The organism is Pseudomonas sp. H1_D05, assembly GCF_054682705.1.
The window spans coordinates 6,041,511-6,064,347 of sequence record NZ_CP162825.1 but is presented as its reverse complement, the minus strand read 5'-3'; the positions used below and the strand labels follow the sequence as shown (position 1 = coordinate 6,064,347).

Genomic DNA, 22,837 nt, shown 5'->3' with positions numbered 1-22,837 from the left:
GTCACTGGCCCCCCGCAAGCTGGCTGTGCATTTGTTGCGTGGTCAGCGCCTTGGCCGATACCTCCCACCAGGTGTTGAGGCCTTCGTCGTAGGCCGGTTGCACGGCCGGCATGCCGAAGCGGTTCTGATACACCGTCGGCGTGCCTTTGGAGTAATAGTTGGGAATCATGTAGTAACCCCATTGCAGCACCCGGTCGAGGGCGCGGGCGTAATGCACCATGGCTTCGCGGCTGTTGGCCTGGACCAGTCCGTCAATCAGTTGATCGACCGCCGGATTGGCCAGCACCATCGAGTTCGAACTGCCGACTTGCGTGGCGCTTTGCGAGGCGTACAGGCTGTACAACTCGCGGCCGGGAGAGACGATCGGATCGCCGCTGCGCGGGAAACTGGTGACGATCATGTCGTAGTCGCGGGCGTTGAGGCGGTTGACGTATTGCGCTGAATCGATGCGCCGCAAATTGAGGGTGATGCCGATCTGCGCGAGGGTGCGTTTGAACGGCAGCAACATGCGATCGAAGCCGCCCTGACCGTCGAGGAAAGTGAACTCCAGCGGCTCACCCGCAGCGTTGACCAGACGATTGTGTTGCGGCGTCCAGCCGGCCTCGGCGAGCAGCTTCAGCGCTTGCAGTTGTTTGTCGCGGATGTAGCCACTGCCATCGGTTTTCGGTGCCTGGTACACCGTGGTGAAAACCTCGTCGGGAATCTGCCCACGCAGCGGTTCGAGGATCTTCAATTCCTCGGCGTCGGGCAGGGCGGTGGCGGCCATTTCGCTCTTCGGCCAGAAGCTGTTCTGGCGCACGTAGAAGCCGCGCATCATCTGTTTGTTGGTCCACTCGAAATCCCACAGCAGGCTGATCGCCTGACGCACGCGGCGATCCTTGAAGAACGGGTTCTGCAGGTTGAACACGAAGCCTTGCGCCGCCGTCGGTTTCTCCGGCGCCAGGATCGACTGCTGCAAGCGACCGTCGCGCAACGCCGGGCTGTCATAGCCGACCACGTAACCGGACGAGGAGAACTCGCGGTTGTAGTCGAACGCGCCGGCCTGCAGCAGTTGGCGGGCGACGTCGGTGTCACCGTAGAAATTCACCGTGAGCGTGTCGAAGTTGTACATCCCGCGACTGACCGGCAGGTCTTTGCCCCACCAGTCCGGATCGCGCTCGAAACTGATGCTGCGCCCGGCGTCGACCTTGCTGACCCGGTACGGGCCGCTGCCCAGCGGTGGCTCGAAACCGCCGCCATTGGCGAAGTCGCGAGTTTTCCACCAGTGCTCGGGGACCACGCGCATCGTCGCCAGATCCAGCGCCAAGGTGCGGTTGAGGTTGTTCTTGAAGGTGAAGCGCACCTGCCGTGGGCCTTCGATCAGCACGTCCTGCACATCGGCGTATTGCTGGCGATAACTCAGGCTGCCTTTGGTCATCAACAGGTTGAAGGTGTAGCGCACGTCTTCGGCGGTGATCGGTGTACCGTCGGCGAAACGTGCTTTTGGATTGAGGGTGAAGCGCACCCAGAGTCCATCGGGATCGCGCTCGATCTGCTGCGCGACCAGTGCGTAAACGGTGTACGGCTCGTCGAGTGAACGGAACGCCAGCGGCGAATACACCCAGTCGTTGACCTGCACCACGGAAATGCCCTGATCGGCATACGGGCTGATGTAGTTGTACTGACCGATCTCCATCGACGCGCGACTGAGCGAACCGCCCTTCGGCGCGTTGGGATCGACGAAATCAAAGTGCTGGAAGTTCGCCGGATACTTCGGCGCCTCGCCGTACACCGTCAGCGCATAGCTGCCAGCGGCCAGCGCCGAGGTGCCGGTGCACAGCAGCGCACTGCCGAGCAGCAAGCCAGCCATGTTGCGCAAAAAACTCATGCAATCACTCCTCAAAATCCCTGAAGGAACCCGACCCCCCCCTGTGGGAGCGAGCTTGCTCGCGAATGCTGTGTATCAGTGAAGGATGTGTTGACTGATACACCGCATTCGCGAGCAAGCTCGCTCCCACATTGGGTTTGCGGTGCTCTTGGTTAGAAGTGGTAAGTCATGCGTGCAAACAACGTACGGCCCAGCGGGTCGGTGTAGCGCGGGTCATAGCCGCTCTGGAAGTTGTAGGCCTGGTTGGAGAACGGCGGGTTGCGGTCGAACACGTTCTTCATCCCGGCATCGACATCCAGCACCTTGTTGAAGGTGTAACCGGCCGACAGGTCCCAGACCGAATACGACGCCACGCGCGCGTGGGTGTCGCGGTCGTAGTCGTTGTAACCCGTGGTGAAGCGGTTGGTCAGTGCCGCCCGCGCCGCGCCGAAGGTCCAGCTGCCGGTGAGGTTGTGCTTCCAGCGTGCGATCACGCCGTCACCCTGGAAGTCGCCGACCTTGTCGGTGAACGGGCCTTTGATGGTGCTCTGGAAGTCGTACTCGTCAACGTAAGTGCCTTGCAGGCCCAGACCGAACTGACCGTACGGCGTGTTCGGGAAGCGATAATCCAGCGACACATCGACACCGTTGGTTTCGACGATGCCAAGGTTGGCGTTGCCGGTGACGATGTAGTTGAGCGTGCCGTCGGCGTTGCGCACGAAGCGGTCCGGGTAGGAGCCGGCCTGATCAAACACGGTGGATTCCGGGAACGGCTGGATCTGGTTGGAGATGTGAATCCACCAGAAATCCAGACCCACCGAGAGGTTGTTGATCGGCTGATAGACGAAGCCGAGGGTCACGTTACGGGCCTTTTCCGGGGCCAGATCTTCGTTGCCGCCAATCTGATTGAGGAACTGCTGACCGCAATCACGGCCGCCGTTACCGCCCGGTTGCACCACGCCGCCAGTACACAGCACCGGGTCGTTGTAGTAACCCTGAGTGAAAGTGATGCTGCGCGGCGAATACAGCTCGTACAGCGACGGCGCCCGGAAGCCTTCACTGTAGGCGCCACGCACCACCAGCTCTTTCAACGGCTGATAACGGAACGAGTATTTCGGGTTGGTGGTGCTGCCGAAGTCGCTGTATTTGTCGTGACGCACGGCGGCGGACAGTTCGAGGCTGTCGAGCACCGGCACGTTGATTTCGGCGTAGGCGGCTTTCACGCTGCGGTCGCCCTCGACACTGCCGTTGGGGTCGATGCCGAGGCTCTGGATGTCGCCGGCGAACGACTCGAAGTCCTGATGGAATTTCTCTTTGCGGTACTCGCCACCCAGGGCCAGACCGGACGGACCTGCGCCGAACCAGTCGCCGATTTCACGACTGATACGACCATCGAAACCGGCTACACGGCCCACCGCAGTGGAATAGGCGCCGTGATACGCCGCGTTGTCGATGTACTGCTGACCGGCCGCCGATTGCGGGCCGAACGGGTTGAGCAAACCACTGGCCAGACCATTGATCATCGCCTGATCGCTGACAAAACCGCTGGTGACGCTGGAGACGATTTTGTTCTGGTTGTACGAGGCGCCGACGTTGTAATCCCAGCCGCCAACCAGACCATCGAAACTGAGCAGGAAGCGCTGGCTGGTGTTCTGGTCTTTCGATTCACGCGGGCCGGCCGCAGTTTCACGCCAGTTGACGTCGACCGGTTGGGTCGGGTCGAGAGCGAAATCGGTCGGCGCTGGGGTGATGCCGTTGCCGGGGTAGTAGGGCGACGAGCCGTCGAGGCTCAGGCCGGTCAACGGCGCAGGGCCAATCGCCGTGGCGTTGTTGTTGCGCGACCAGAAGTACTCGAGATTGACGTTGTGATCGTCGCCGAGTTTGCCGGTGGTTTTGCCGAAGAACGAGGTCTTCTCGGTCTGTGGCACCAGGTCGATGTATTCGCGGGTGCTGAAGCGGCACAAGCCGTCTCGGGCGACCAGGTTCGGCCCGTTGCAATTGCTGTTGGCCAGCGGGTTGGTGGCGTTGCCGTTCTGGCTGTAGTTGCCGGGAAACGCGGTGCCGGAGGTCTGATCGAGGCCGCGACCGGGGGCGTAGTCGGTGGCGAAGGAGCGGTCGTTGGCGTCGAGGTTCTGCTGCTTGTTGTAGTTGAACACGCCGAGGATGTTGAAGCGGTCTTCTTCCAGATCGCCGTAGCCCCAACTGGCGCTCATGTCTTTGGTTTGGCCGCCGCCGCTGTGGGTCGGGGTTTCGCCGCCGAGGGTCAATTGGCCGTCGGTCAGGGATTTCTTGGTGATGAAGTTGATCACGCCGCCGATGGCGTCGGTGCCGTACAGGGCCGAGGCGCCGTCGCGCAGGACTTCGACGCGCTCGATGGCGGCAAACGGAATCATGTTCAGATCCACCGCGCCGCCGGCCGAGTTGGTCCCCGACAAGGCGTTGTTGGCCAGGCGTCGACCGTTGAGCAGCACCAGCGTCTTGTTCGCGCCGATGCCGCGCATGTCGGCGAATGAGGCGCCGCCAGTGGCTGCGCCCACGGAGCCGGCGCTGTTGTTGATCGACTGGCTGCCGGTGATGCGCTGCACCAGTTCGGCGGTGGTGGTCACGCCCTGTTTGCGCAGCTCATCGGCCTTGAGAATGGTGATCGGCACCGCCGTTTCCGCATCGACCCGGCGAATCGCCGAACCGGTCACTTCCACCCGTTGCAGTTGCGTGGTCGGCGCAACCACCGCCGCAGCTGCCGGGACGTTAGCGTTGTCGTCCTCGGCCGCCTGCACAGTCCCGGCGCCCATCCCCATGGCCACCAGATACAACGGAACAAAACGGTGACGAGAAATCGTTGCCACCAATGGTTTGAGCGTGAAGCGTGGAGTGTTCATCAGCATGGTTATTTCCGACTTTTTAGACGTTATCGAATTGGCCTTGTGAGCCCCTCATTGCTCCGCTATCGGTGATACCGCGTGCGGAAAACCACTTTCTTCAAGCAAGCCGATCCCCTCCGAAGACGCGTGGCGTTTTTTCGGTCGGCTGGTTGCGACGGGAGTCAGCGAGCGGTGGCGGGCGTGTCTCTCAAGGCGCGCCCGCCACCGCCCTCAATGGGTGGTCATCACCGATATTTTGGTGATGCCCGAGCGTTCGATCGACGCCATGGCCTTGGCCACCGGCCGTAATTGACGGCGGAGTCGGCCTGCAACTGCACGCGTACTTCGCTGTCCTTGGCCTTGACCTCTTTGAGGCTGGCTTCCAGCGATTCCGGCGCCAGCTCGGTTTTCGCCAGATAGAACTTGCCGTCCTGATCTACGCTGACCACCACCGGATCCTTCTTCTCGGCGGGGGCGACGGCGTCGGTTTTCGGCAGGTTGACCTTGATCGCGTTGGTCATCAGCGGCGCGGTGACGATGAACACCACCAGCAGCACGAGCATCACGTCGACCAGTGGCGTGACGTTCATTTCGCTGAGCACTTCATCGCTGTCTTGAGTGGAGAAGGACATCAGCTAGCCTCCCGCACGGCGGCCGTGGTTTTGCTGGCGATGGCCTGACGGCTGATGGAAAACGCACTGCGCGAGGCGAGGGCGTCGAAGTCATGGGCGAAGTCATCCATGTCTGCCGAAGCGAGTTTCAGACGACGCAGGAAGAAGTTGTAAATCAGTACCGCCGGTACGGCGACAGCGATACCGACGCCGGTGGCGATCAACGCGTGACCGATGGGACCGGCGACCGCTTCAAGGCTGGCCGAGCCTGTTTCGCCGATGCTTTTCAGCGCTTCCATGATTCCCCACACGGTGCCGAACAAACCAATGAACGGCGCGGTGCTGCCGATACTGGCGAGGATCGCCTGGCCGTTTTCCAGCGAGCGGCGTTCCTTCTGGATCTGCTGGCGCAGGTTGCGTTCCAGGCGATCCGAACGGTTGATGGTGTGCGCCAATTGCTGGGTGGTACGCGGCGAATCTTCCACCAGCAGCGCTTCGAAACCGCTGCTGGCGATACGCGCCAGCGAGCCCGGATACTGGCTGGCGTGTTCGGCGGCGGTGAGCAGATCCGGCGCGCCCCAGAAGGCTTTGCTGAACTGTTTGTTCTGCGCTTTCTGCCGCAGGTACTGCGCCGACTTGACCAGCAGGATCGCCCAGCTGACCACGGAAAACAGCACCAGACCCCAGAGCACGCCGGGGACAATCATCGAAGACAAATCGTTCATGGTGACACCTCGCTTGCGTTATTCGGTTGTGCGTTGATTGAGCGTTCGGTTATTGCGGCAATTTGAAATCGATGGTCTGGGTGGCGAAGCCGTCGATCGGCGTGTCACCGCGTTTGGCCGGAATAAACTTCCAGTTCTTCACAGCGGCGACGGCGGCTTCATCCAGTTGCGGCTTGCCGCTGGATTTGGTCACCGTCACCGTGCCGGCGCGACCGTTGGCGAGTACCTGAATGCGTAGCACCACGCTGCCTTCCCAGTTGCGCCGCAGTGCCAGCGACGGGTATTCCGGCGGCGGATTGCCAAGGCTGGCGAGACCGGAAATCGCTGCCGACTCCTTGACCGGACCCGGCGCGGCGGCAGGAGCCGGTGGCGCGCTCGGGGTGGCCGGGGCAGCAGGAGCCGCCGGTTGTGCCGGCGCCGGTGGCGCTTTCGGTGGCTCGACCTTTTTCACCGGTTTCGGCTTCTCGACCGGTTTCGGTTTTTCGATCGGCTTGGGTTTCTCCACCGGTTTCGGCGGCGGCTTGACCGCGTCCTCGTCTTCCACCGGTTGTCCAGGTTCCGGCGGCGGTGGCGGAGGAGGCGGTGGTGGCGGTTCCGGTGTGGGCGGTGCCGGTGGCGTCGGGCTGGTCAGCTCGACGGTCATTTCCGGAATCTGCGGTGGCGTTGGCAATGGCTCTGTTTTGGATTGCTGGAGAAACCACCAGGCGCCGCCGTGTATCAGCGCCGACACAGCCACCAGCAACAGCATCTGCTGTTTATTCAGACCGCCGGGTTGCGAAGTGTTGGCTTTAAACGCCGGCCTGCCCGGAGGCGGCGGAATTGGCGCTTCCCGCAACGACCCCGGCAGGGTTCTGTGCTTTACCGCATCGTTCATTAAAGCTCCCTCGGGTTGATGAAGGGCAATAAGGTGCCGTCCGAACATCCAGGAGATGTTCGAGTGGGTGGGTGCAACTTTCTTCAAGGTGAGCAGAAGCCGATAGTTGAACTATCCGGTTAACAAGGCTTGTGCAAACTTACTGGCTTGGCGTCATCGACTTTGAGTGTTCATTGGCCATTCCCTGGTTGTTCTTCTATTGCGTAAGACAACGGTCGGTGTCTCATGCTTGTTACACATAGCAACCGCTGTGCCAGATATTGCTGAAATGTAGAGTGCGTATTTCATGAGTGTTACCCATGTCGCATTTATATAAGTTTTACCCTTGTCGTGGTTTTTCCATGGCGCGCAGATTGCCGTTACTCCGGTCGAGGGAGCTTTTTCACAGGCGAGTCAGGCTGTGCGCCATATCACGCTGATCGGCGGGATAGAGCGGCGGCTTGGCTTGCGGCCAGGGCACTTGCTGGTGCGCGGCGGACTGAATTGGTGCGGGTCAATGTTTTAGCGGCTCACGGGGCATGTTCCTTGTTGTTGGTTAAATTAAATCACTGTTTTAAGTATTGAATAGTTCAAACCCGTGGAGCAGTTTTGGTGCACTTGAAGTGGCGCTGAAAGTTATTGTTCGACAATCCTGCTATCGTTCAATGCGCACTGCGTTTGCGTAGTAACTGTCCGAGTCTTATTTAAAAAATAAATAGCACGCTGCCGTCGGCCAATAACTCATTGGCGAACGCAGTGCGCTGTCGAGGTGTCAGGTAATAAAGTAAGTGTGAAGGCAGCCGGGACTGTTCGGATGAACTCGGCGGCGAACGGATAAATGCAAAGAGGCTGTGATGCGGCAGAGCGTTTGAAGATTCACGCGGTGAACTCCTTGTTGCCAGCTCGGATACGCGAACTTTTGGTTCGGTATCGCACCTTACAAGAACGCGGATAGCGTTCGATGAATGCTCTTGGTGCGGGATGGGCACCGCCAGCGCTGTTTTGCGAGGTTTGAATTCGCAAGTCGCGAGTGCATGGGAAAACCGTGCCAAAGCCGATACACAGGCAGATTATTTCTACATCCACGCTACAGCCATCTACCCTGTGGCAATGGCTTTTTCGGGGGGATTGGATATGTACCAGCTCTATGGGCACAGAAATTCAGGCGCGGCGGCCATCGAAGCGGCGCTGGAACTGTGCCAGATCGCTTACCGTTTCATTGATGTCGAGGCCAGCACCGAAGCTGCCGAGGCGTTGGCGCAGCTCAATCCACTCAAGCAGATACCGACCTTGCAACTGCCCGATGGCAGCGCCATCACCGAGAGCGCGGCGATCCTGATTCATCTGGGCCTGACATTTCCCAAGTCCGGCCTGCTGCCAGCCAAGGCGAATGATCGTGATCAGGCGATTCGCGGCCTGGTCTATATCGTCAGCAACTGCTACGCGGCGATCGGCGTCATCGATTATCCGGAGCGCTGGCTGCTGATGCCCGACGAAGCCTCGCGGCAGAATCTGGTCGCCGGCGCGCGCGAGCGTTTGCACTGGAGTTGGGAGGTGTTTGCCGATCAGTTTTCCGCCGAGCTGTATCTCGATGACGAAACGCCGGGGGCGCTGGATGTGCTGGCGGCGGTGGTGACACGCTGGGCGGGCAGTCGCGAGCATTTGCGCCAGACGCGACCGGGGTTTTATGCGTGGTTGCAGCGGATTGACCGGCATCCGGTGCTGGCGCCGGTGTTTGCCCGGCATTGGCCGTCCTGACCGCTAAAGAACCCTGTGGGAGCGAGCTTGCTCGCGAAAGCGGTGGGTCAGAAAAACAAGCGTCGACTGATACTCCGCCTTCGCGAGCAAGCTCGCTCCCACAGGGGTAGGGGATGATCCTGAAGGATTATTCCCCGCGAATGTACTGCTCCAGCTGCTTGATCAGCTCCGCCTGTTCGGCAATGGCTTCCTTGACCAGGTCACCGATCGACAGCAAGCCGATCAACTTGCCGTCCTGCACCACCGGCAAGTGGCGCAGGCGTTTGTCCGACATGATGCCCGGGCAGGTGTCGACGGTTTGGTGGGTGTCGACGGTGATCACGTTCGCCACCATGATGTCGCGCACCGGCGTGCCCACGGATGAGCGGCCATGCAGCACCAGTTTGCGTGCGTAATCGCGTTCGCTGATGATGCCGACCACCTTATCGTCTTCGACCACCAGCAAGGCGCCGACGTTTTTCTCGGCCATCTTCATCAGCGCTTCGAGCACCATGTGATCAGGCTTGATCTGGTGCACTTCCTGATTTTTCTGATCTTTGAGCTTGAGCAGTTGGGCGACGGTCTTCATGGCGGTTACTCAGGTGTTGTCGTTGTTCTCCAAGCATCGTAGACGCAAGCGCGCAGGGCAAGGTGGCAAAGCGGCAGATAACACGCAAAAAACGTCATTCGCCGGTTTTTTCCGTGGTTGGCGCCGATTTATCGCCAGGGTCATCCCACGCAATGCCGCGTAGAATGCCCCTCTGATTCAATTTCTGAGGTTGCAGTGGTGGATTTACCGCAGGGCTTCGTCCTGACCCGGCATTGGCGCGATACCCCGGCCGGCACCGAAGTCGAGTTCTGGCTGGCGACTGACGCCGGGCCGCGCCGTGTGCGTTTGCCGCATCAGCCGTCGGTGGCGTTTATCCCCGCTGAGCAGCGCGAAGCGGCCGAACGCCTGCTGCATGGCGAGAAGAATGTCGAACTGCGCCCGCTGACCCTGCAGGATTTCGAGCATCGCCCGGTGCTCGGTCTGTATTGCCAGCAACACGGCCAATTGATGCGCCTGGAAACCGCGCTCAACCGCAATGGGGTCGACGTCTACGAAGCCGATGTACGCCCGCCGGAACGCTACCTGATGGAGCGCTTCATCACTGCGCCGGTGCAGTTCAGCGGCACGCCCGATGCCGACGGCGTGTTGCTCAACGCCCAGCTCAAACCTGACCCGGATTACCGACCGAAGCTGCGCCTGGTCTCGCTGGACATCGAGACTACCGAAACCGGCGAGCTGTACTCCATCGCGCTCGAAGGCTGTGGCGAGCGTCAGGTGTACATGCTAGGCGCGCCGAATGGCGACGACAGCATCGTCGATTTCGACCTCGAATACTGCGACTCGCGCACCATCATTCTGAAGAAACTCAATGACTGGTTCGCGCGCCACGACCCCGACGCGATCATTGGCTGGAACGTCGTGCAGTTCGATCTACGCATCCTCCACGAACACGCGCGGCGCCTCGGCGTGCCGCTGAAGATCGGCCGTGGCGGCGAAGAAATGCAATGGCGCGAACACGGCAGCCGCAATCACTACTTCGCCTCGGCGGCGGGGCGGCTGATCATCGACGGTATCGAGTCGCTGCGTTCAGCGACCTGGAGCTTCCCGTCGTTCAGTCTGGAAAACGTCGCCCAGACCCTGCTCGGCGAAGGCAAGTCCATCGACAACCCGTACCAACGAATGGACGAAATCAACCGCATGTTCGCCGAGGACAAACCGGCGCTGGCCAAGTACAACCTCAAGGACTGCGAACTGGTCACGCGGATCTTCGCCAAGACTGAATTGCTGACCTTTTTGCTCGAACGTGCCAGCGTCACCGGGCTGCCGGCCGATCGCAGTGGCGGCTCGGTGGCAGCATTCACGCATCTGTACATGCCGTTGATGCACCGCCAGGGTTTTGTTGCGCCGAACCTCGGCACCAATCCGCCGCAGGCCAGCCCCGGCGGGTTTGTCATGGACTCGCAACCGGGACTGTATGAGTCGGTGCTGGTGCTCGATTACAAGAGCCTGTATCCGTCGATCATCCGCACCTTTTTGATCGATCCGGTGGGCCTGATCGAAGGCCTGCAACACCCGGATGACGCCGACTCCGTGGCGGGTTTCCGTGGCGCAAGGTTCTCGCGTACTCGCCATTGCCTGCCGTCGATCGTCTCGCGGGTGGCCGAAGGTCGGGAGACCGCCAAGCGCGAGCACAACGCACCGTTATCGCAAGCGCTGAAAATCATCATGAACGCCTTCTACGGCGTACTCGGTTCCAGTGGTTGCCGCTTCTTCGATACGCGGCTGGCGTCATCGATCACCCTGCGCGGTCACGAAATCATGCTGCGCACGCGCAAGCTGATCGAAGAGCAGGGCCACGCGGTGATCTACGGCGACACCGACTCGACGTTCGTCTGGCTGCGTCGTCCGCACGGGCAGGAAGAAGCGGCCAGCATCGGTCATGCGCTGGTCAAGCACGTCAACGACTGGTGGCGCGCGCATGTGCGTGATGAATATGGCCTGGAAAGCGCCCTCGAACTGCAATTCGAAATTCACTACAAACGTTTCCTGATGCCGACCATTCGCGGCGCCGAGGAGGGCAGCAAGAAACGTTATGCCGGTCTGGTCACCCGTGCCGACGGCAGCGATGAAATGGTCTACAAAGGCCTGGAAACCGTGCGTACCGACTGGTCGCTGCTGGCCCGGCAATTTCAGCAGGAACTCTACGAGCGGATTTTCCAGCGCAAGCCCTATCAGGATTACGTGCGCGACTATGTGCGCAAAACCCTAGCGGGCGAATTCGATGATCGACTGGTTTACCGCAAGCGCCTGCGCCGCACCCTCGACGATTACGAACGCAACGTACCGCCGCATGTGCGTGCGGCGCGGCTGGCCGACGACTACAACGCGCAGCACGGGCGCCCACGGCAATACCAGAACGGCGGCTGGATCAGTTACGTCATCACCCTGGCCGGCCCGGAGCCTTTGGAAGTGCGCCGCGCCGCCATCGACTACGACCACTACATCACCCGGCAACTACAACCGGTGGCGGATGCGATTCTGCCGTTTGTCGACGACGATTTCTCAACCCTGATCGGGGGGCAACTGGGTCTGTTTTGAGTCGAGCAACTGCAGCGTCCATTCATCGAGAATGCCGTGGAAGTAGCGCTCCAGCGCCTGATTGAACACGCTGTCTTCAGCGGCAAATTGAGCGAACAGGGTCATCGAGGAATGAAATTTCAGGTCATCGGGATGGCCGAAAATCTCCGCGATCGAGCGCTGTGGCACATTAAGCACAAGCTGCGTGCAGGTGCGTAGTCGGGCGCCGAGCAGCTCGTGGGACAGATAGGCCCGGGCTTCCTCGGCTGAACCGATGGCGTAGCGCCGGGACATTTCACTGCCGCCCAGGCCGGCGAACTGCGGGAAGACAAACCACATCCAGTGGCTGCGCTTGCGGCCCTCATCGAGCTCGCGTTGCACGCGCTCGAACACCGGGTCCTGAGCCTGGACAAAACGTTGCAGGTTGAACGGGTCGTACTGATCAGTGCTTCTCATCGCGAAGCCCTCGCCAGCCGCTGGCTCAAACCATGGCCAGCCGCTGCTTGCGTTGTGGCGCTTGAAACGCCTGGTCCAGCGCCGCCAGATCCCCGGCCTCCAGTTGCAGTTGCGCGGCTTGTGCATTGAGTTGCACGTGTTCCGGTCGCACAGCCTTGGGAATCGCAATCACACCATCCTGACGCAGAATCCACGCCAGCGAAACCTGTGCGGGGGTTACACCATGACGAGCGGCAATCTCATTCAGCAGCGGTTCAGCCAGCATCGCGCCGCCCTGGCCGATCGGACAGTAGGCCATCAGCGGCAGGCGCTGGTGTTGGCACCACGGCAGCAGATCGAATTCGATACCGCGCTCTTCCAGGTTGTACAGCACCTGATTGGTCGCGCAGGCGGAACTGGAGAGTTCTTCGAGATCGTCGACATCGAAATTCGACACGCCCCAACGGCCGATCTTGCCGTCCTCGCGCAGGCGTTCGAAGGCCTCGACGGTTTCTTCCAGCGGATACTGGCCGCGCCAGTGCAACAGATAGAGGTCGATGTAATCGGTGTCGAGCCGGCGCAGGCTGCGCTCGCAAGCTTGCGGGATGCCCTTGCGGCTGGCGTTGTGCGGGTAGACCTTGCTCACCAGAAACACCTGATCGCGCAGGCCGGCAATGGCTTCGCCAACCACGCTTTCGGCGCCGCCCTCGGCGTACATTTCGGCGCTGTCGATCAGGGTCATGCCCAGCTCGATACCGCTGCGCAGTGCTGCCACTTCACGCTTGTGCGCCGAGCGGTCTTCGCCCATGCGCCAGGTGCCCTGGCCAATGATCGGAACCTGGACGCCGGCCAGTTCGAGGGTACGCATGCAAACCTCCTTGCTGAATGTGTCGATACCTTTTAGTGGGCAGCAGGATAGACCAGATCGTTCCCACGCTCTGCGTGGGAATGCAGCCCGGGACGCTCCGCGTCCCTTCGCGAGCTGGAACGCGGAGCGTCCCTTGAGGCATTCCTTTGCTGCGCGTGGGAACGATCAGGTACGGCGGGGCGAGTTATTTTGCGGAGAACTTCAACACCACGCTGTGGCTGTAAGCCTGCCCCGGATCAAGCCGAGTACTCGGGAAGTCCGGCTGATTCGGTGAATCCGGATAGTGTTGAGTCTCCAGGGTAAACGCGCCCCAGTGCGGATACACCTTGCCACCCTTGCCCTTGACCGTACCGTCGAGGAAGTTGCTGGTATAGAACTGCACACCCGGTTCCGTGGTGAACAACTGCAGAACACGACCGGACTGCGGATCACTCACCTCAGTCGCAACTTTGCCGATATCACCCTTGGTATCCAGCGCCCAGTTGAAGTCAAACCCACCCTGTTTCGGCTCAGCGAATTTCAGCTGCGGATGATCAGCCTTGATGTGCGTGCCAATCGCCGTCGGTTTGCTGAAGTCCATCGGTGTGCCGGCCACGGGCGCCAGTTCGCCGGTCGGGATCAGTTTGGCGGTGACCGGGGTGTAATGGCTGGCGTGCAGGGTGGCGACCTGTTTGAGGATGTCGCCATTGCCAGCGCCGGCGAGGTTGAAATAGCTGTGGTTGGTCAGGTTGAGCACGGTCGGTTTGTCGGTGCTGGCCTTGTAGTCGATGCGCAGTTCGTTGTTGTCGGTGAGGCGATAGGTCACCTCAGTAGTGAGGTTGCCGGGGAAACCCATTTCGCCGTCCGCCGACAGATAGGTCAGGGTCACGCCGACGGAATCCTTGTCCTTGGTTTCCTGGGCTTTCCAGACTTTCTTGTCGAAGCCCTGTGGGCCGCCGTGCAGCGCGTTGGTCTTGTCGTTCTGCGGCACTTGATAGCGCTTGCCGTCGAGTTCGAAGGCACCTTCGGCGAGGCGATTGCCGAAGCGGCCGATGGTTGCGCCGAAGTAGGCGGTGCCTTTCTGGTAACCCCGGACATCATCGAAGCCGAGCACGACGTCGTCGAACTTGCCGTGCTTGTCGGCGACTTTCAGCGATTGCAGGGTCGCGCCGTAGGTGATGACGGTGGCTTGCATGCCGTGGCTGTTGCGCAGGATGTATTGCTCGACGGGCGTGCCGTCATTGGTTTTGCCGAAAGCTTTGTGTTCGGCGCTGAGGCCGGCCGCGTTGGCGGAAAGGGTGGCGATCATCAGGGACAGTCCGAGGCCGGAGAGCAGGTGACGGGATTGAAGCATGGTTGACCTTCCTTTTTGTTGTTGTTTTCGAAAGCGGCGTTCTATCGGTATGTTGATCACCGAAAAAACAAAGTAGTCATACTAAATACTCAGCAAGTGAAAATTTATAGCTGATTAATCGTTTATTTCAACAATAAAGACAGACTAAATTGCAGGTCGTAGTAGGTGCAAGGACGACCGGGCATTCGGTGCACTGCACTTTTTCGCAATCGGCGGCTCTATCCATGGCCAGGATGCGGTGACTCCCGCCGCACAGGAATGTGCCTGTTCGAGATTTCATGCCGAGAGCTTTTGCCCTGATCGCTGCTTTTTTCCGCCGCCCGTGCCTGTTGCTGGCCTGTTTGTCGTCGCTGCTGTTCAGTGGTTGCAGTCACCAGGACGGCAACGGCTTCTTCAATCAGATGCGTGAAGGGCAGCCGCAGGAGTTCCTGCAGACCAGCGTCGACCGCATGGCCACGTTGGCGATGCGCGACAACCTCAGCAGCCTCTATCGCTTGCAAGCCAAGCTGTACCTGCGCAACCCGGACGAGCTGCGCAAGTCAGGGTTTCTCAACATCCATGCCGCTGTGAAGCAGGTGCGGATGGCCGTGGAGCAGCAACAGCCGTTGCCGGTGCTTGGCGGTCGAAAAGATCTGGCGGCGCTCAGCTATGCGATGAGTCCGGAGTTTCTCGGCGACCGTGTCGGCGCGTTCATCTATGCCATCGGCAGCATGCTGGTCACCGCTCATGGCAATCGCACTGAGTTCTACATGACCGATGCGATCAACCCGACGTTCGTTCACAACGCTGCACGCAATATCGAAAAAGCCACGTGGATTTTGTCCCAGCGGCAGAACAAGGAAGGGCAGCCGCTGCTGTTTTCCAATGAGATCTCGGAGGAGGGCAGCAACCTGAGCTTCGCCACCGAGTTCGGCAAAATCGTTGCGCGACTGGATCTGATCACGCAGATGCTTGATGAGCGTTACCGGCGGATCGGCCTCAACTACGCGCAAAGTCTGCTCTTCCTGAATTTCCTGCCGGTGCAGTGAGTTCCACGAGAACCTGGGGAGTGCAGAGATCCAATGTGGAAGCGAGCCTGCTCGCGAACGCGGTGGATCAATCAACACTTCAGTGCCTGAAAGAGCGCATTCGCGAGCAGGCTCGCTCCCACATTGATCGAATAGTGAAGGTTGTTTTTGTATACAATCCGTCACCGCTATTGATCAAAATGGAGCCGCACCCGTCATGACCGACCCCGCCAGCGCCGATTTCAGCCGCGTCGACCGCACCGCCCGTGCGGACAAACTGCCCTATGCCGCGTTGCTGGCGTTCGCCATGACCGGCTTCATCGCCATTCTCACCGAGACCCTGCCTGCCGGACTGCTGCCGCAAATCGGTGCCGGGCTCAACGTCAGCGAAGTGTTGGCCGGGCAACTGGTGACGCTGTATGCACTCGGCTCGATCGTCGCCGCGATTCCGCTGACCGTCGCCACACGCGGCTGGCCTCGGCGCCGGGTTTTATTGATGACGGTCGGCGGGTTTCTGATATTCAACACCGTCACCACGTTTTCCAGCCATTACGGTCTGACCTTGGCTTCGCGGTTTCTCGCCGGGATGGCGGCGGGGCTGTCGTGGGGGATCATGGCCGGGTATGCGCGCGGCATTGTGCCGGTGCATCAACAGGGTCGAGCACTGGCGATTGCCATGCTTGGCACCCCGGTGGCGCTTTCACTGGGCACGCCGGCGGGGACGTGGCTGGGCAATCTGATCGGCTGGCGTGCGTCGTTCGGGATCATGTCGGCGCTGGCTCTGGTGCTGGCCGCGTGGATCGTGATCGCGGTGCCGGATCGTCCGGGGCAGGCCAGTGACGAGCGTCTGCCGCTGCTCGAATCGCTGCGCCTGCCGGGTGTGCGACCGGTGTTGTTCGTGGTGCTGACGTGGATGCTCGGACACAACATTCTCTACACCTACATCGCGCCGTTTCTGATGCAGGCCGGACTAGCTGACAGGGTTGATCTGGTGTTGTTGGTGTTTGGCCTGTGTTCGCTGGGCGGGATCTGGATCATCGGTCTGCTGGTGGATCGCTGGCTGCGCTGGCTGACGTTGATCAGCCTCGCGGTGTTTGCGCTGACCGCGCTGGTGTTGGCAGTGGCAGCGCCGTCACCGCTGATCATTTATGCCTGCATGGCGGTGTGGGGCCTGTCGTTTGGTGGCTCGGCCACGTTGCTGCTGACCTCGGCGGCGGACTCGGCCGGTGATCACGTCGACGTGGTGCAGGCGATGCTCACAACCTCTTGGAACGTGGCGATCGCCGGGGGCGGGTTGTTTGGTGGCTTGTTGCTCGATCGGGCCGGGGCGATGTCGTTTCCGTGGGCGTTGCTGATTTTGTCGCTGATCGCGCTGGCCACGGTGTGGGTCAACAAACACCACAGCTTCAAACCGGGTCGAAGGGTGCATTAACTCTGGAAAGCACCGCTTCACCCTGTGGGAGCGAGCTTGCTCGCGAAAGCGGTGGGTCATTCAATTTACCTGTCGACTGACACAACGCCTTCGCGAGCAAGCTCGCTCCCACAGGGATAATTGTGGTGAGCTCGATATGGCATAACGATAGACCGCATCGATATATGTGGTTATAAGAAAAATCGCTATGCTGCGGGCCAGATTTTTCCTGTCGTTTTTCTGGACGGTTTAATGGAATTGGCAAATTTCGGCCTGGTGATTGCCGGGCTGGTGGTGGGTTTTATTGTCGGCATGACCGGTGTCGGCGGTGGTTCGTTGATGACGCCGATCCTGCTGTGGTTCGGCATCAACCCGGCAACGGCGGTGGGCACTGACCTGCTGTACGCCGCCATTACCAAATCCAGTGGCGTCCTCGTCCATCGCAAAAACAAGAACATCGACTGGGCCATCACCGGTTGGCTGACCCTCGGCAGTGTGCCGGCGGTGGCCATGACCTTGTGGTTCCTCAGCACCCTGCACACCGCGCCGGACGCGATGAACGCCATCATCAAGCAGGCGCTGGGCTTCGTCCTGTTCGCCACGGCGCTGGCGATCTTCTTCAAGAAACGCTTGCTCGACTTCGCCCACAAACGCGCCGGCGGCAACTACAACCCGAGCGGTTCGCGCCTGAACGTGATGACTGTGATCACCGGTCTGATTCTCGGCACCATGGTCGCCCTGACCTCGATCGGCGCGGGCGCCCTGGGCACCGTTGCGCTGTTCATCCTCTATCCGCTACTGCCGACCCGCCGTCTGGTCGGCACAGAAATCGCCCACGCCGTGCCGCTGACCCTGGTTGCAGGCCTCGGCCACGCGAGCATGGGCAATATGGATTGGGGTGTGCTGGGCTTCTTGCTGGTCGGCTCGTTGCCGGGCATCTGGCTCGGCAGCCATCTGACCGGACGCATCTCCGATGAAGTGCTGCGCCCGTGCCTGGCGACGATGCTGGTGCTGATCGGCTACAAACTGGCGTTCTGATCCGGCCCCGCCAAATACGGTCTCATGTAGGAGTTGCCGCAGGCTGCGATCTCTTGATGTTGTTTTTAAAGATCAAAAGATCGCAGCCTGCGGCAGCTCCTACGGGGGTTCTTACCGGCGGATGGCGTATTTCATCACCGTCACCGGCAAACCGTCGTACACCAGCTCTTCAACCACTTCCCAACCCAGCCGCGCATACAGCGACTGCGACGTGTCGGTGTACAGATACAACTCAGGCACACCCAGCGCCGCCGCTTCTGCAACCACTCGATTGACCAGTTGCGAAGCAATCCCGCGACCGCGTTCCTCAGCCTTCACATAAACGCCTGCCAGCCACGGCGTCAGGTTCGGTCGCAGCTTCAGATCGCTTTCGATCAGCAGCGCGCCGCCCAGCAAACGTGAACCCTCAAGCGCCACCACCACGCTGGGCACTGCGCCTTTGCCGCAGGATTCGCGCATGTGTTCGATACGGTCCTCGACGGTTTGCCCGGGACGAAACTCGCCCCACTCCTCGAAGTTGAGCGTGGCCAGTTCTTTGATCAATTCGGGGTGATCGCACAGGTAATCGATGTGCATAGGGGGGAACTCCATTCCATTGGCAGAACCGCCACCCTAATGCGGTCATAAAAGGTAATCAAATCCGCGTTGCGATCACCTCGGATATGTTGCGCAATGTCGCGCCTGTCCTAAGCTTCTGACTAGGCGGAAGATATTTGCCGGGTTGTCCCGGAACAATCGCCACGATGCGCAATCATTAGAGCGTGGATATCAAAAGGAGATGCGCATGCTCATCAGGTCATTGACCCTGACACTCTTGCTGGCGATTGCCGGCCCCTTGTTCGCCGCTGACAACGATTCGCCCATTGCCGGAGATATGGGCCGCGCCCGACCGCTGATCGTGATCGCACAAAGCACGGTCGACCCCGTGTGGGTAGGCCTTAAAAAGTCGCTGGAGGATCCCGCCAACAAAAAGGGCGTCACCGACCGCAACATCAAGGTCTACACCATCCTCAGCATGTCCGGCCAGCTAGACGGCAAGGACATGGGCCAGCAAGACACCATGGCACTGATCCGCGCATTGAAACTTGGCGCCGGCGAGTTACCCAAAGTGATTTTGGTGGGCAAGGATGGCGAGAAGAAACTGGAAAGCTCCGGGGACGAATCGAAGTCGGTGGATTTGAAGAAGATCTTTGACACCATCGATGCCATGCCGATGGCTGAGAAGGAAGCAGCCGCTGCGGCTCAGGCGCCAGTTGCTGCTACGCCGGAACCTGCCAAAGGCGCGAAGAACGCGAAGCCGACCAAGCCTGCGAGACCGAGCAAGCCGCCGGAAATGCCGGATGATTGATCGCGCTGTAACTGAATAAAACGCGTCCCCTGTAGGAGTGAGCCTGCTCGCGATAGCGGTGTATCAGTCACCATCAGCGTTGACTGATACACCGCTATCGCGAGCAGGCTCACTCCTACATATTTGCGGACACCGAAGCCCTCACTGCAACCTGTCTACCCACGGCTATCGCCCTCATCAAGCAGGTAAACCAGCACACCTTTGGTATCACCTACGACCAGTGGAGAATGCGTGGTCAGCACGAACTGGCAATTGGGAAAGGTCGTGCTTAATTGCGTTATCAGACCGAGCTGCCATTGCGGATCCATGCGCAATTCCACATCGTCGATCAGAACAATGCCATCGCCGTGCAGCGGGTTGTCCATCGATGGATTCATCATCGCCAGACGCCTGGCCATGTCACCCACCAACGCAATCATCGACTTTTCGCCAAGGGAGAGCTGAGTGACATTGAATGTCGCGCCATGCTTGTCGATAGCCATATGCAAGTGCGGTTTGCGTTGCACGCGCAGGTTAGTGAAATCCGGCATGAACGCGGTGAGGGCCGAACGAACGGCAGTCAGTTGGCGATCGCGAGTGGAGGCTTTCACATTGGCCAGCGTTTTCCAGGCGTCGCTGTCAGTACCGAATTTTTCCGCGATTTCGGCCAGTGCGGTATCGGAAATCCCGTCTTCGTTTTCGCTGTCTTCGCGTTCGCGGAACCATTCGAAAAAACTGCCAAAATCGGCACCCCCGTGAAAACTGGTGTCGTAGCCGTCGAGTTGATCGAAGGCTTGTTTGCCGCTGATTTTCAGCGGGACTTCTAAAACGCAACGTTCGGCCGGGTAATAAGCGATCAGCGGGAGTGAGGCACTATCGTCGGCGGTGAGTTGAGTGCGGTAGTGGTCTGCAAGCAGTCTGACTTCGTTTAAATATCCACGGCCCGAAACAGCACCTTCTTGGCGACTTCGGGCAGCGCCCCATACGAACAATTCGTTTTCGGAACCCGCACCACTCTCAGCTGCGCGCGGATGTGAAACGTCGGTGATGCCAATCGAGAGGACAGCTCCTGAGGCGCCGTTGCGAATATCTTCATCGACAAGGTATTTGCCATTGCCTTTATTGGAGCGAATTTTTGCGATCAGCCAGCTCAGACAAATATTCAGGGATTTGAGAATGGTGGTTTTTCCGCTGCCGTTGTTTCCCACCAGCACCGTGATGTTCGAACGGTGTGTTGGGGTAGGGGCAAACTGAATATCCATGTCGCCAAAGTGTCCGACATCCGCAAGTTTCAAACTTTTGATTTCCATCACTGCGCCCTTCGAATGACTGTTTTTTGCCCGACGCCATCCTCGTCCAGAGATTGACTCGATGCAGTGTAGATACAACAAATTCATTCGCTAATACAAAGTCGTTGCAGCATGTGCCGGCCGAAATGTCTTACACAAAGCTCCTTCGGGTCTCGTGGATTTTTCCTGCAAGTCGCGGCGGCGGTGGTGAACTGGTGGGGTTGGGAGAGGAGGGATAGTCTTCTTGGGCCGCTGCAAAACACAGTGGTCGGATGTGGAAGTCCGGTGATTCCCGAGAGCGCGTTGCGCCTTTAAACACATGTTGGTGGTTTTTATGCCAACATTGTTTGCTTATGGCAGCGATGCGCAGGAGCACTCTCGAGTGCACCGGGTTCCTCGGGTTTCCCCGGACTTCCACCCCTGCGCAAAGCTGCCACCCTCTCGTGGAAGTGAGTTCGGCAGTTTTTTCTTTGAATGTCCCGAGGATTTACTAATGAAAAAACACACTCCAAGCCCCCCGAATCCCCCATGGATCCTGGGTCCTTCGACGCCAACAACCCCCGCTTACGCAATCCGCATCACCCCGATCCCATCAGCCACCTCTTCACCATCCTCCCCGATATCGATACGCCCACGCTGCTCTGCCACGCTTGCGAAACCCTCGCTTCATTGAACGTCCTGACCACTGATCTGGCCGCTGAACTGCAAGGTTCGCCGCGTAGCCTCGCCTTGTCGATTCAGCAGTTGGCCGTACTCGGCGAGTTGCTGGTCAACCGTGCGCTGGACAATCTCGATCCACCGGCGGCGACGCAACATTGAACAGGGAGGTTCAAACATGGCGCGATACATTCCGATTACCGGGATCGACTGCAAGATTCCCAGTCTGTTGATCGACAGCGAAGCACCGGTGGATGTGCTGCACGGCACAGCGGCTTACCGTTTGCGCTGTGTGACGCAATTGATGGAGACACTGGCGCTCGGTGACGGTAAGGGCCACGACGCCTTGCTGCTGCAGGATTTCGCACGGGTGATGGCGATCCCGTTGCGGGACAGTTGCGACTTGATGGATGTCATCGGCTGGAAGTTGCAGGCGCAGCTTTAAAGGCTGAAACGAAAAAGGGCGACCTCGAAAGGTCGCCCATTTTTATTGCCTGACGCGAAACTTTTAATCGGCGACAGCACTGAGAATCTTATGGGCGATCTTCACCCGCTCAGGAATCGGGAAGTTCTTGTTGGCCATGATCACGATGCCAACATCCTTGCTCGGTACAAACGCCACGTAAGTCCCGAAACCACCGGTAGAGCCGGTCTTATTGATCAGCACGCCATGCGGCTGCGGTTGCGGCGGGTTCAGCCACTGCACCTTGTGCGCCTCCATGGCCATTTCCGTCGAGTTGCCGGCGAGCAAATGCTCGAGACTGATCGGATAACGGTACATCTCCCAACCCAAACCTTGAGTCATATCGCCTACCGTGTAGTACCCGGTGTGGGTGTTGGCGATGGTTTTTTGCAGGGAGGCTTCCAGCGCTTCAGGTTTCAGGTTGGCCTGCACGTAACGCAGCATGTCCACCGCGCTGGTTTTCACCCCGTAGGCCTGCGAATCCAGGGCGCCGGGGGTGACGCGCACCGGTTTGCCGTTCTTGTCATAGCCCTGCGCATACAGGTCCATTTGCGCGGCCGGCACGCTGAGGTAGGTGTGCTGCAAACCGAGTTTAGGCAGCAGGGTTTGGGTCATCGCCTGATCAAACGGCTGGCCGAGGCTTTGAGCGGCCAGATAACCGAACAGGCCCAGGCTTGGATTTGAATACTGGCGATGACTGCCTGCCGGATAAACCGGTTTCCACTGTTGGAAATAGCCGAGCATCTTGTCAGACGAATCCGCACTGTCCGGGAATTGCAGCGGCAAACCGCCGGCACTGTAGGTGCCCAATTGCAGCACGCTGATGTTGTCGAAGGCGCTGCCTTTCAGCTCAGGCCAGAGCTGACTGGCCTTGGTCGACAGGTCGAGTTTGCCCGTCGCCAGGGCGTAACCGGCGAGGGTGGCGGTGAAGGTTTTGCTCACCGAGCCGATTTCGAACAGGGTGTTTTCGCTGACTTTCTGCCCGGTGTCTTTACTGGCGACGCCGTAGTTAAAGTAATGCGCCTTGCCGTTAACGGTCAGCGCTACGGTCAGGCCGGGAACGTTCTGTTGCTGCATCACCGGCGTTACCGCTGCGTTGACCAGCGCTGACAGTTGCGCATCGTCGGGCACGGCGGCGAAGCAGGCACTGGTGCCGAAGAGCAGACCGAAAGCGGCGCAGGAAATGACTTTGCTCGATTGAATGGATGACATGAATGAACCACTCTCCATGAGTGTTGATGACGTTATC

At 59.6% G+C, this 22,837-nt stretch carries 19 protein-coding genes and 1 pseudogene; 8 read left to right on the top strand and 12 right to left on the bottom strand.

Annotation, left to right across the window (positions count from 1 at the left end; translation table 11 throughout):
• Nucleotide 1 precedes the first annotated feature (1 nt).
• The 5 genes and pseudogenes from AB4O11_RS27220 to AB4O11_RS27200 all read right to left on the bottom strand — a co-directional run bounded on the left by AB4O11_RS27220 (nucleotide 2) and on the right by AB4O11_RS27200 (nucleotide 6,917).
• Entirely contained in the window at nucleotides 2-1,867 is a 1,866-nt protein-coding gene (locus tag AB4O11_RS27220; protein ID WP_460129418.1) for an extracellular solute-binding protein, read from the bottom strand.
• Nucleotides 1,868-2,019: 152 nt separating this feature from the next.
• The gene (locus AB4O11_RS27215) at nucleotides 2,020-4,731 is read right to left on the bottom strand and encodes a TonB-dependent receptor (RefSeq protein WP_460129416.1); all 2,712 of its coding nucleotides are present in this window, start codon (nucleotides 4,729-4,731) and stop codon (nucleotides 2,020-2,022) included.
• Between the two features lie 207 nt (nucleotides 4,732-4,938).
• Nucleotides 4,939-5,339, bottom strand: a pseudogene (locus AB4O11_RS27210) (ExbD/TolR family protein).
• Nucleotides 5,339-6,025: a MotA/TolQ/ExbB proton channel family protein gene (locus AB4O11_RS27205; RefSeq protein ID WP_371748312.1), complete on the bottom strand. Its 687-nt coding sequence runs from the start codon at nucleotides 6,023-6,025 to the stop codon at nucleotides 5,339-5,341. The pseudogene AB4O11_RS27210 and the gene AB4O11_RS27205 overlap by 1 nt, the downstream one beginning before the upstream one ends.
• A 67-nt stretch (nucleotides 6,026-6,092) precedes the next feature.
• The gene (locus AB4O11_RS27200) at nucleotides 6,093-6,917 is read right to left on the bottom strand and encodes an energy transducer TonB (RefSeq protein ID WP_460129414.1); all 825 of its coding nucleotides are present in this window, start codon (nucleotides 6,915-6,917) and stop codon (nucleotides 6,093-6,095) included.
• A 1,113-nt stretch (nucleotides 6,918-8,030) separates the two neighbouring features.
• Between AB4O11_RS27200 and AB4O11_RS27195 the strand changes: the two genes are divergently transcribed.
• Entirely contained in the window at nucleotides 8,031-8,654 is a 624-nt protein-coding gene (locus AB4O11_RS27195) for a glutathione S-transferase (protein ID WP_093433937.1), read from the top strand.
• 127 nt (nucleotides 8,655-8,781) lie between these two features.
• Here AB4O11_RS27195 and AB4O11_RS27190 read toward each other — a convergent pair whose 3' ends face one another.
• Nucleotides 8,782-9,222 (bottom strand): CBS domain-containing protein, encoded by a 441-nt coding sequence (locus AB4O11_RS27190; RefSeq protein WP_460129412.1) that lies wholly within the window; start codon nucleotides 9,220-9,222, stop codon nucleotides 8,782-8,784.
• Nucleotides 9,223-9,420: 198 nt separating this feature from the next.
• On the opposite strand from AB4O11_RS27190, the gene AB4O11_RS27185 reads away from it, so the two are divergent.
• Nucleotides 9,421-11,781, top strand: coding sequence for a DNA polymerase II (locus AB4O11_RS27185; RefSeq protein WP_460129410.1), 2,361 nt, complete (start codon nucleotides 9,421-9,423; stop codon nucleotides 11,779-11,781).
• Here AB4O11_RS27185 and AB4O11_RS27180 read toward each other — a convergent pair.
• The 3 genes from AB4O11_RS27180 to AB4O11_RS27170 form a co-directional block, all read right to left on the bottom strand.
• Nucleotides 11,746-12,216 (bottom strand): DUF1810 domain-containing protein, encoded by a 471-nt coding sequence (locus tag AB4O11_RS27180; protein WP_460091517.1) that lies wholly within the window; start codon nucleotides 12,214-12,216, stop codon nucleotides 11,746-11,748. The two genes, AB4O11_RS27185 and AB4O11_RS27180, sit on opposite strands and share 36 nt — an antisense overlap.
• 25 nt (nucleotides 12,217-12,241) lie before the next feature.
• On the bottom strand, nucleotides 12,242-13,063 hold the full coding sequence (locus AB4O11_RS27175; RefSeq protein WP_460091515.1) for an aldo/keto reductase: 822 nt from the start codon (nucleotides 13,061-13,063) through the stop codon (nucleotides 12,242-12,244).
• Nucleotides 13,064-13,247: 184 nt separating this feature from the next.
• On the bottom strand, nucleotides 13,248-14,396 hold the full coding sequence (locus AB4O11_RS27170; protein ID WP_460129407.1) for an aldose epimerase family protein: 1,149 nt from the start codon (nucleotides 14,394-14,396) through the stop codon (nucleotides 13,248-13,250).
• Between the two features lie 278 nt (nucleotides 14,397-14,674).
• Here AB4O11_RS27170 and AB4O11_RS27165 point away from each other — a divergent pair, with 278 nt between their 5' ends.
• From AB4O11_RS27165 to AB4O11_RS27155, 3 genes are all read left to right on the top strand, one after another.
• Nucleotides 14,675-15,424, top strand: coding sequence for a hypothetical protein (locus AB4O11_RS27165; protein WP_099756712.1), 750 nt, complete (start codon nucleotides 14,675-14,677; stop codon nucleotides 15,422-15,424).
• Between the two features lie 196 nt (nucleotides 15,425-15,620).
• Nucleotides 15,621-16,835 carry an MFS transporter gene (locus AB4O11_RS27160; RefSeq protein WP_460129404.1) on the top strand — a complete coding sequence of 405 codons (1,215 nt, stop codon included), beginning with the start codon at nucleotides 15,621-15,623 and terminating at the stop codon, nucleotides 16,833-16,835.
• Nucleotides 16,836-17,066: 231 nt separating this feature from the next.
• Nucleotides 17,067-17,852 carry a sulfite exporter TauE/SafE family protein gene (locus tag AB4O11_RS27155; RefSeq protein ID WP_034154648.1) on the top strand — a complete coding sequence of 262 codons (786 nt, stop codon included), beginning with the start codon at nucleotides 17,067-17,069 and terminating at the stop codon, nucleotides 17,850-17,852.
• A gap of 111 nt (nucleotides 17,853-17,963) precedes the next feature.
• On the opposite strand, the gene AB4O11_RS27150 is transcribed toward AB4O11_RS27155, so the two are convergent.
• Nucleotides 17,964-18,428 (bottom strand): GNAT family N-acetyltransferase, encoded by a 465-nt coding sequence (locus AB4O11_RS27150; protein ID WP_460129402.1) that lies wholly within the window; start codon nucleotides 18,426-18,428, stop codon nucleotides 17,964-17,966.
• A 208-nt stretch (nucleotides 18,429-18,636) separates the two neighbouring features.
• Here AB4O11_RS27150 and AB4O11_RS27145 point away from each other — a divergent pair, with 208 nt between their 5' ends.
• On the top strand, nucleotides 18,637-19,200 hold the full coding sequence (locus AB4O11_RS27145) for a DUF4174 domain-containing protein (protein ID WP_460129400.1): 564 nt from the start codon (nucleotides 18,637-18,639) through the stop codon (nucleotides 19,198-19,200).
• 155 nt (nucleotides 19,201-19,355) lie between these two features.
• Here AB4O11_RS27145 and AB4O11_RS27140 read toward each other — a convergent pair whose 3' ends face one another.
• Entirely contained in the window at nucleotides 19,356-20,489 is a 1,134-nt protein-coding gene (locus tag AB4O11_RS27140; protein ID WP_460129398.1) for an AAA family ATPase, read from the bottom strand.
• Between the two features lie 507 nt (nucleotides 20,490-20,996).
• Here AB4O11_RS27140 and AB4O11_RS27135 point away from each other — a divergent pair.
• Nucleotides 20,997-21,287 carry a DUF6124 family protein gene (locus AB4O11_RS27135; protein WP_460129396.1) on the top strand — a complete coding sequence of 97 codons (291 nt, stop codon included), beginning with the start codon at nucleotides 20,997-20,999 and terminating at the stop codon, nucleotides 21,285-21,287.
• Between the two features lie 16 nt (nucleotides 21,288-21,303).
• Nucleotides 21,304-21,570, top strand: a complete 267-nt coding sequence (locus AB4O11_RS27130; RefSeq protein ID WP_194935582.1) for a hypothetical protein — start codon at nucleotides 21,304-21,306, stop codon at nucleotides 21,568-21,570.
• A gap of 63 nt (nucleotides 21,571-21,633) precedes the next feature.
• Here the strand turns inward: AB4O11_RS27130 and ampC are convergent, their stop codons facing one another.
• Nucleotides 21,634-22,800: a class C beta-lactamase gene (gene ampC / locus AB4O11_RS27125; protein WP_460129394.1), complete on the bottom strand. Its 1,167-nt coding sequence runs from the start codon at nucleotides 22,798-22,800 to the stop codon at nucleotides 21,634-21,636.
• Nucleotides 22,801-22,837: the final 37 nt, after the last annotated feature.

What these genes read in the sequence shown, in the direction of transcription:
- AB4O11_RS27200 (WP_460129414.1), bottom strand. Translation starts at nt 6,917, where the DNA reads ATGAACGATGCGGTAAAGCACAGAACCCTGCCGGGGTCGTTGCGGGAA.
- AB4O11_RS27180 (WP_460091517.1), bottom strand. Translation starts at nt 12,216, where the DNA reads ATGAGAAGCACTGATCAGTACGACCCGTTCAACCTGCAACGTTTTGTC.
- AB4O11_RS27205 (WP_371748312.1), bottom strand. Translation starts at nt 6,025, where the DNA reads ATGATTGTCCCCGGCGTGCTCTGGGGTCTGGTGCTGTTTTCCGTGGTC.
- AB4O11_RS27170 (WP_460129407.1), bottom strand. Translation starts at nt 14,396, where the DNA reads ATGCTTCAATCCCGTCACCTGCTCTCCGGCCTCGGACTGTCCCTGATG.
- AB4O11_RS27175 (WP_460091515.1), bottom strand. Translation starts at nt 13,063, where the DNA reads ATGCGTACCCTCGAACTGGCCGGCGTCCAGGTTCCGATCATTGGCCAG.
- AB4O11_RS27190 (WP_460129412.1), bottom strand. Translation starts at nt 9,222, where the DNA reads ATGAAGACCGTCGCCCAACTGCTCAAGCTCAAAGATCAGAAAAATCAG.
- AB4O11_RS27140 (WP_460129398.1), bottom strand. Translation starts at nt 20,489, where the DNA reads ATGGAAATCAAAAGTTTGAAACTTGCGGATGTCGGACACTTTGGCGAC.
- AB4O11_RS27135 (WP_460129396.1), top strand. Translation starts at nt 20,997, where the DNA reads ATGGATCCTGGGTCCTTCGACGCCAACAACCCCCGCTTACGCAATCCG.
- AB4O11_RS27165 (WP_099756712.1), top strand. Translation starts at nt 14,675, where the DNA reads ATGCCGAGAGCTTTTGCCCTGATCGCTGCTTTTTTCCGCCGCCCGTGC.
- ampC (WP_460129394.1), bottom strand. Translation starts at nt 22,800, where the DNA reads ATGTCATCCATTCAATCGAGCAAAGTCATTTCCTGCGCCGCTTTCGGT.
- AB4O11_RS27130 (WP_194935582.1), top strand. Translation starts at nt 21,304, where the DNA reads ATGGCGCGATACATTCCGATTACCGGGATCGACTGCAAGATTCCCAGT.
- AB4O11_RS27150 (WP_460129402.1), bottom strand. Translation starts at nt 18,428, where the DNA reads ATGCACATCGATTACCTGTGCGATCACCCCGAATTGATCAAAGAACTG.
- AB4O11_RS27155 (WP_034154648.1), top strand. Translation starts at nt 17,067, where the DNA reads ATGGAATTGGCAAATTTCGGCCTGGTGATTGCCGGGCTGGTGGTGGGT.
- AB4O11_RS27145 (WP_460129400.1), top strand. Translation starts at nt 18,637, where the DNA reads ATGCTCATCAGGTCATTGACCCTGACACTCTTGCTGGCGATTGCCGGC.
- AB4O11_RS27220 (WP_460129418.1), bottom strand. Translation starts at nt 1,867, where the DNA reads ATGAGTTTTTTGCGCAACATGGCTGGCTTGCTGCTCGGCAGTGCGCTG.
- AB4O11_RS27215 (WP_460129416.1), bottom strand. Translation starts at nt 4,731, where the DNA reads ATGCTGATGAACACTCCACGCTTCACGCTCAAACCATTGGTGGCAACG.
- AB4O11_RS27160 (WP_460129404.1), top strand. Translation starts at nt 15,621, where the DNA reads ATGACCGACCCCGCCAGCGCCGATTTCAGCCGCGTCGACCGCACCGCC.
- AB4O11_RS27195 (WP_093433937.1), top strand. Translation starts at nt 8,031, where the DNA reads ATGTACCAGCTCTATGGGCACAGAAATTCAGGCGCGGCGGCCATCGAA.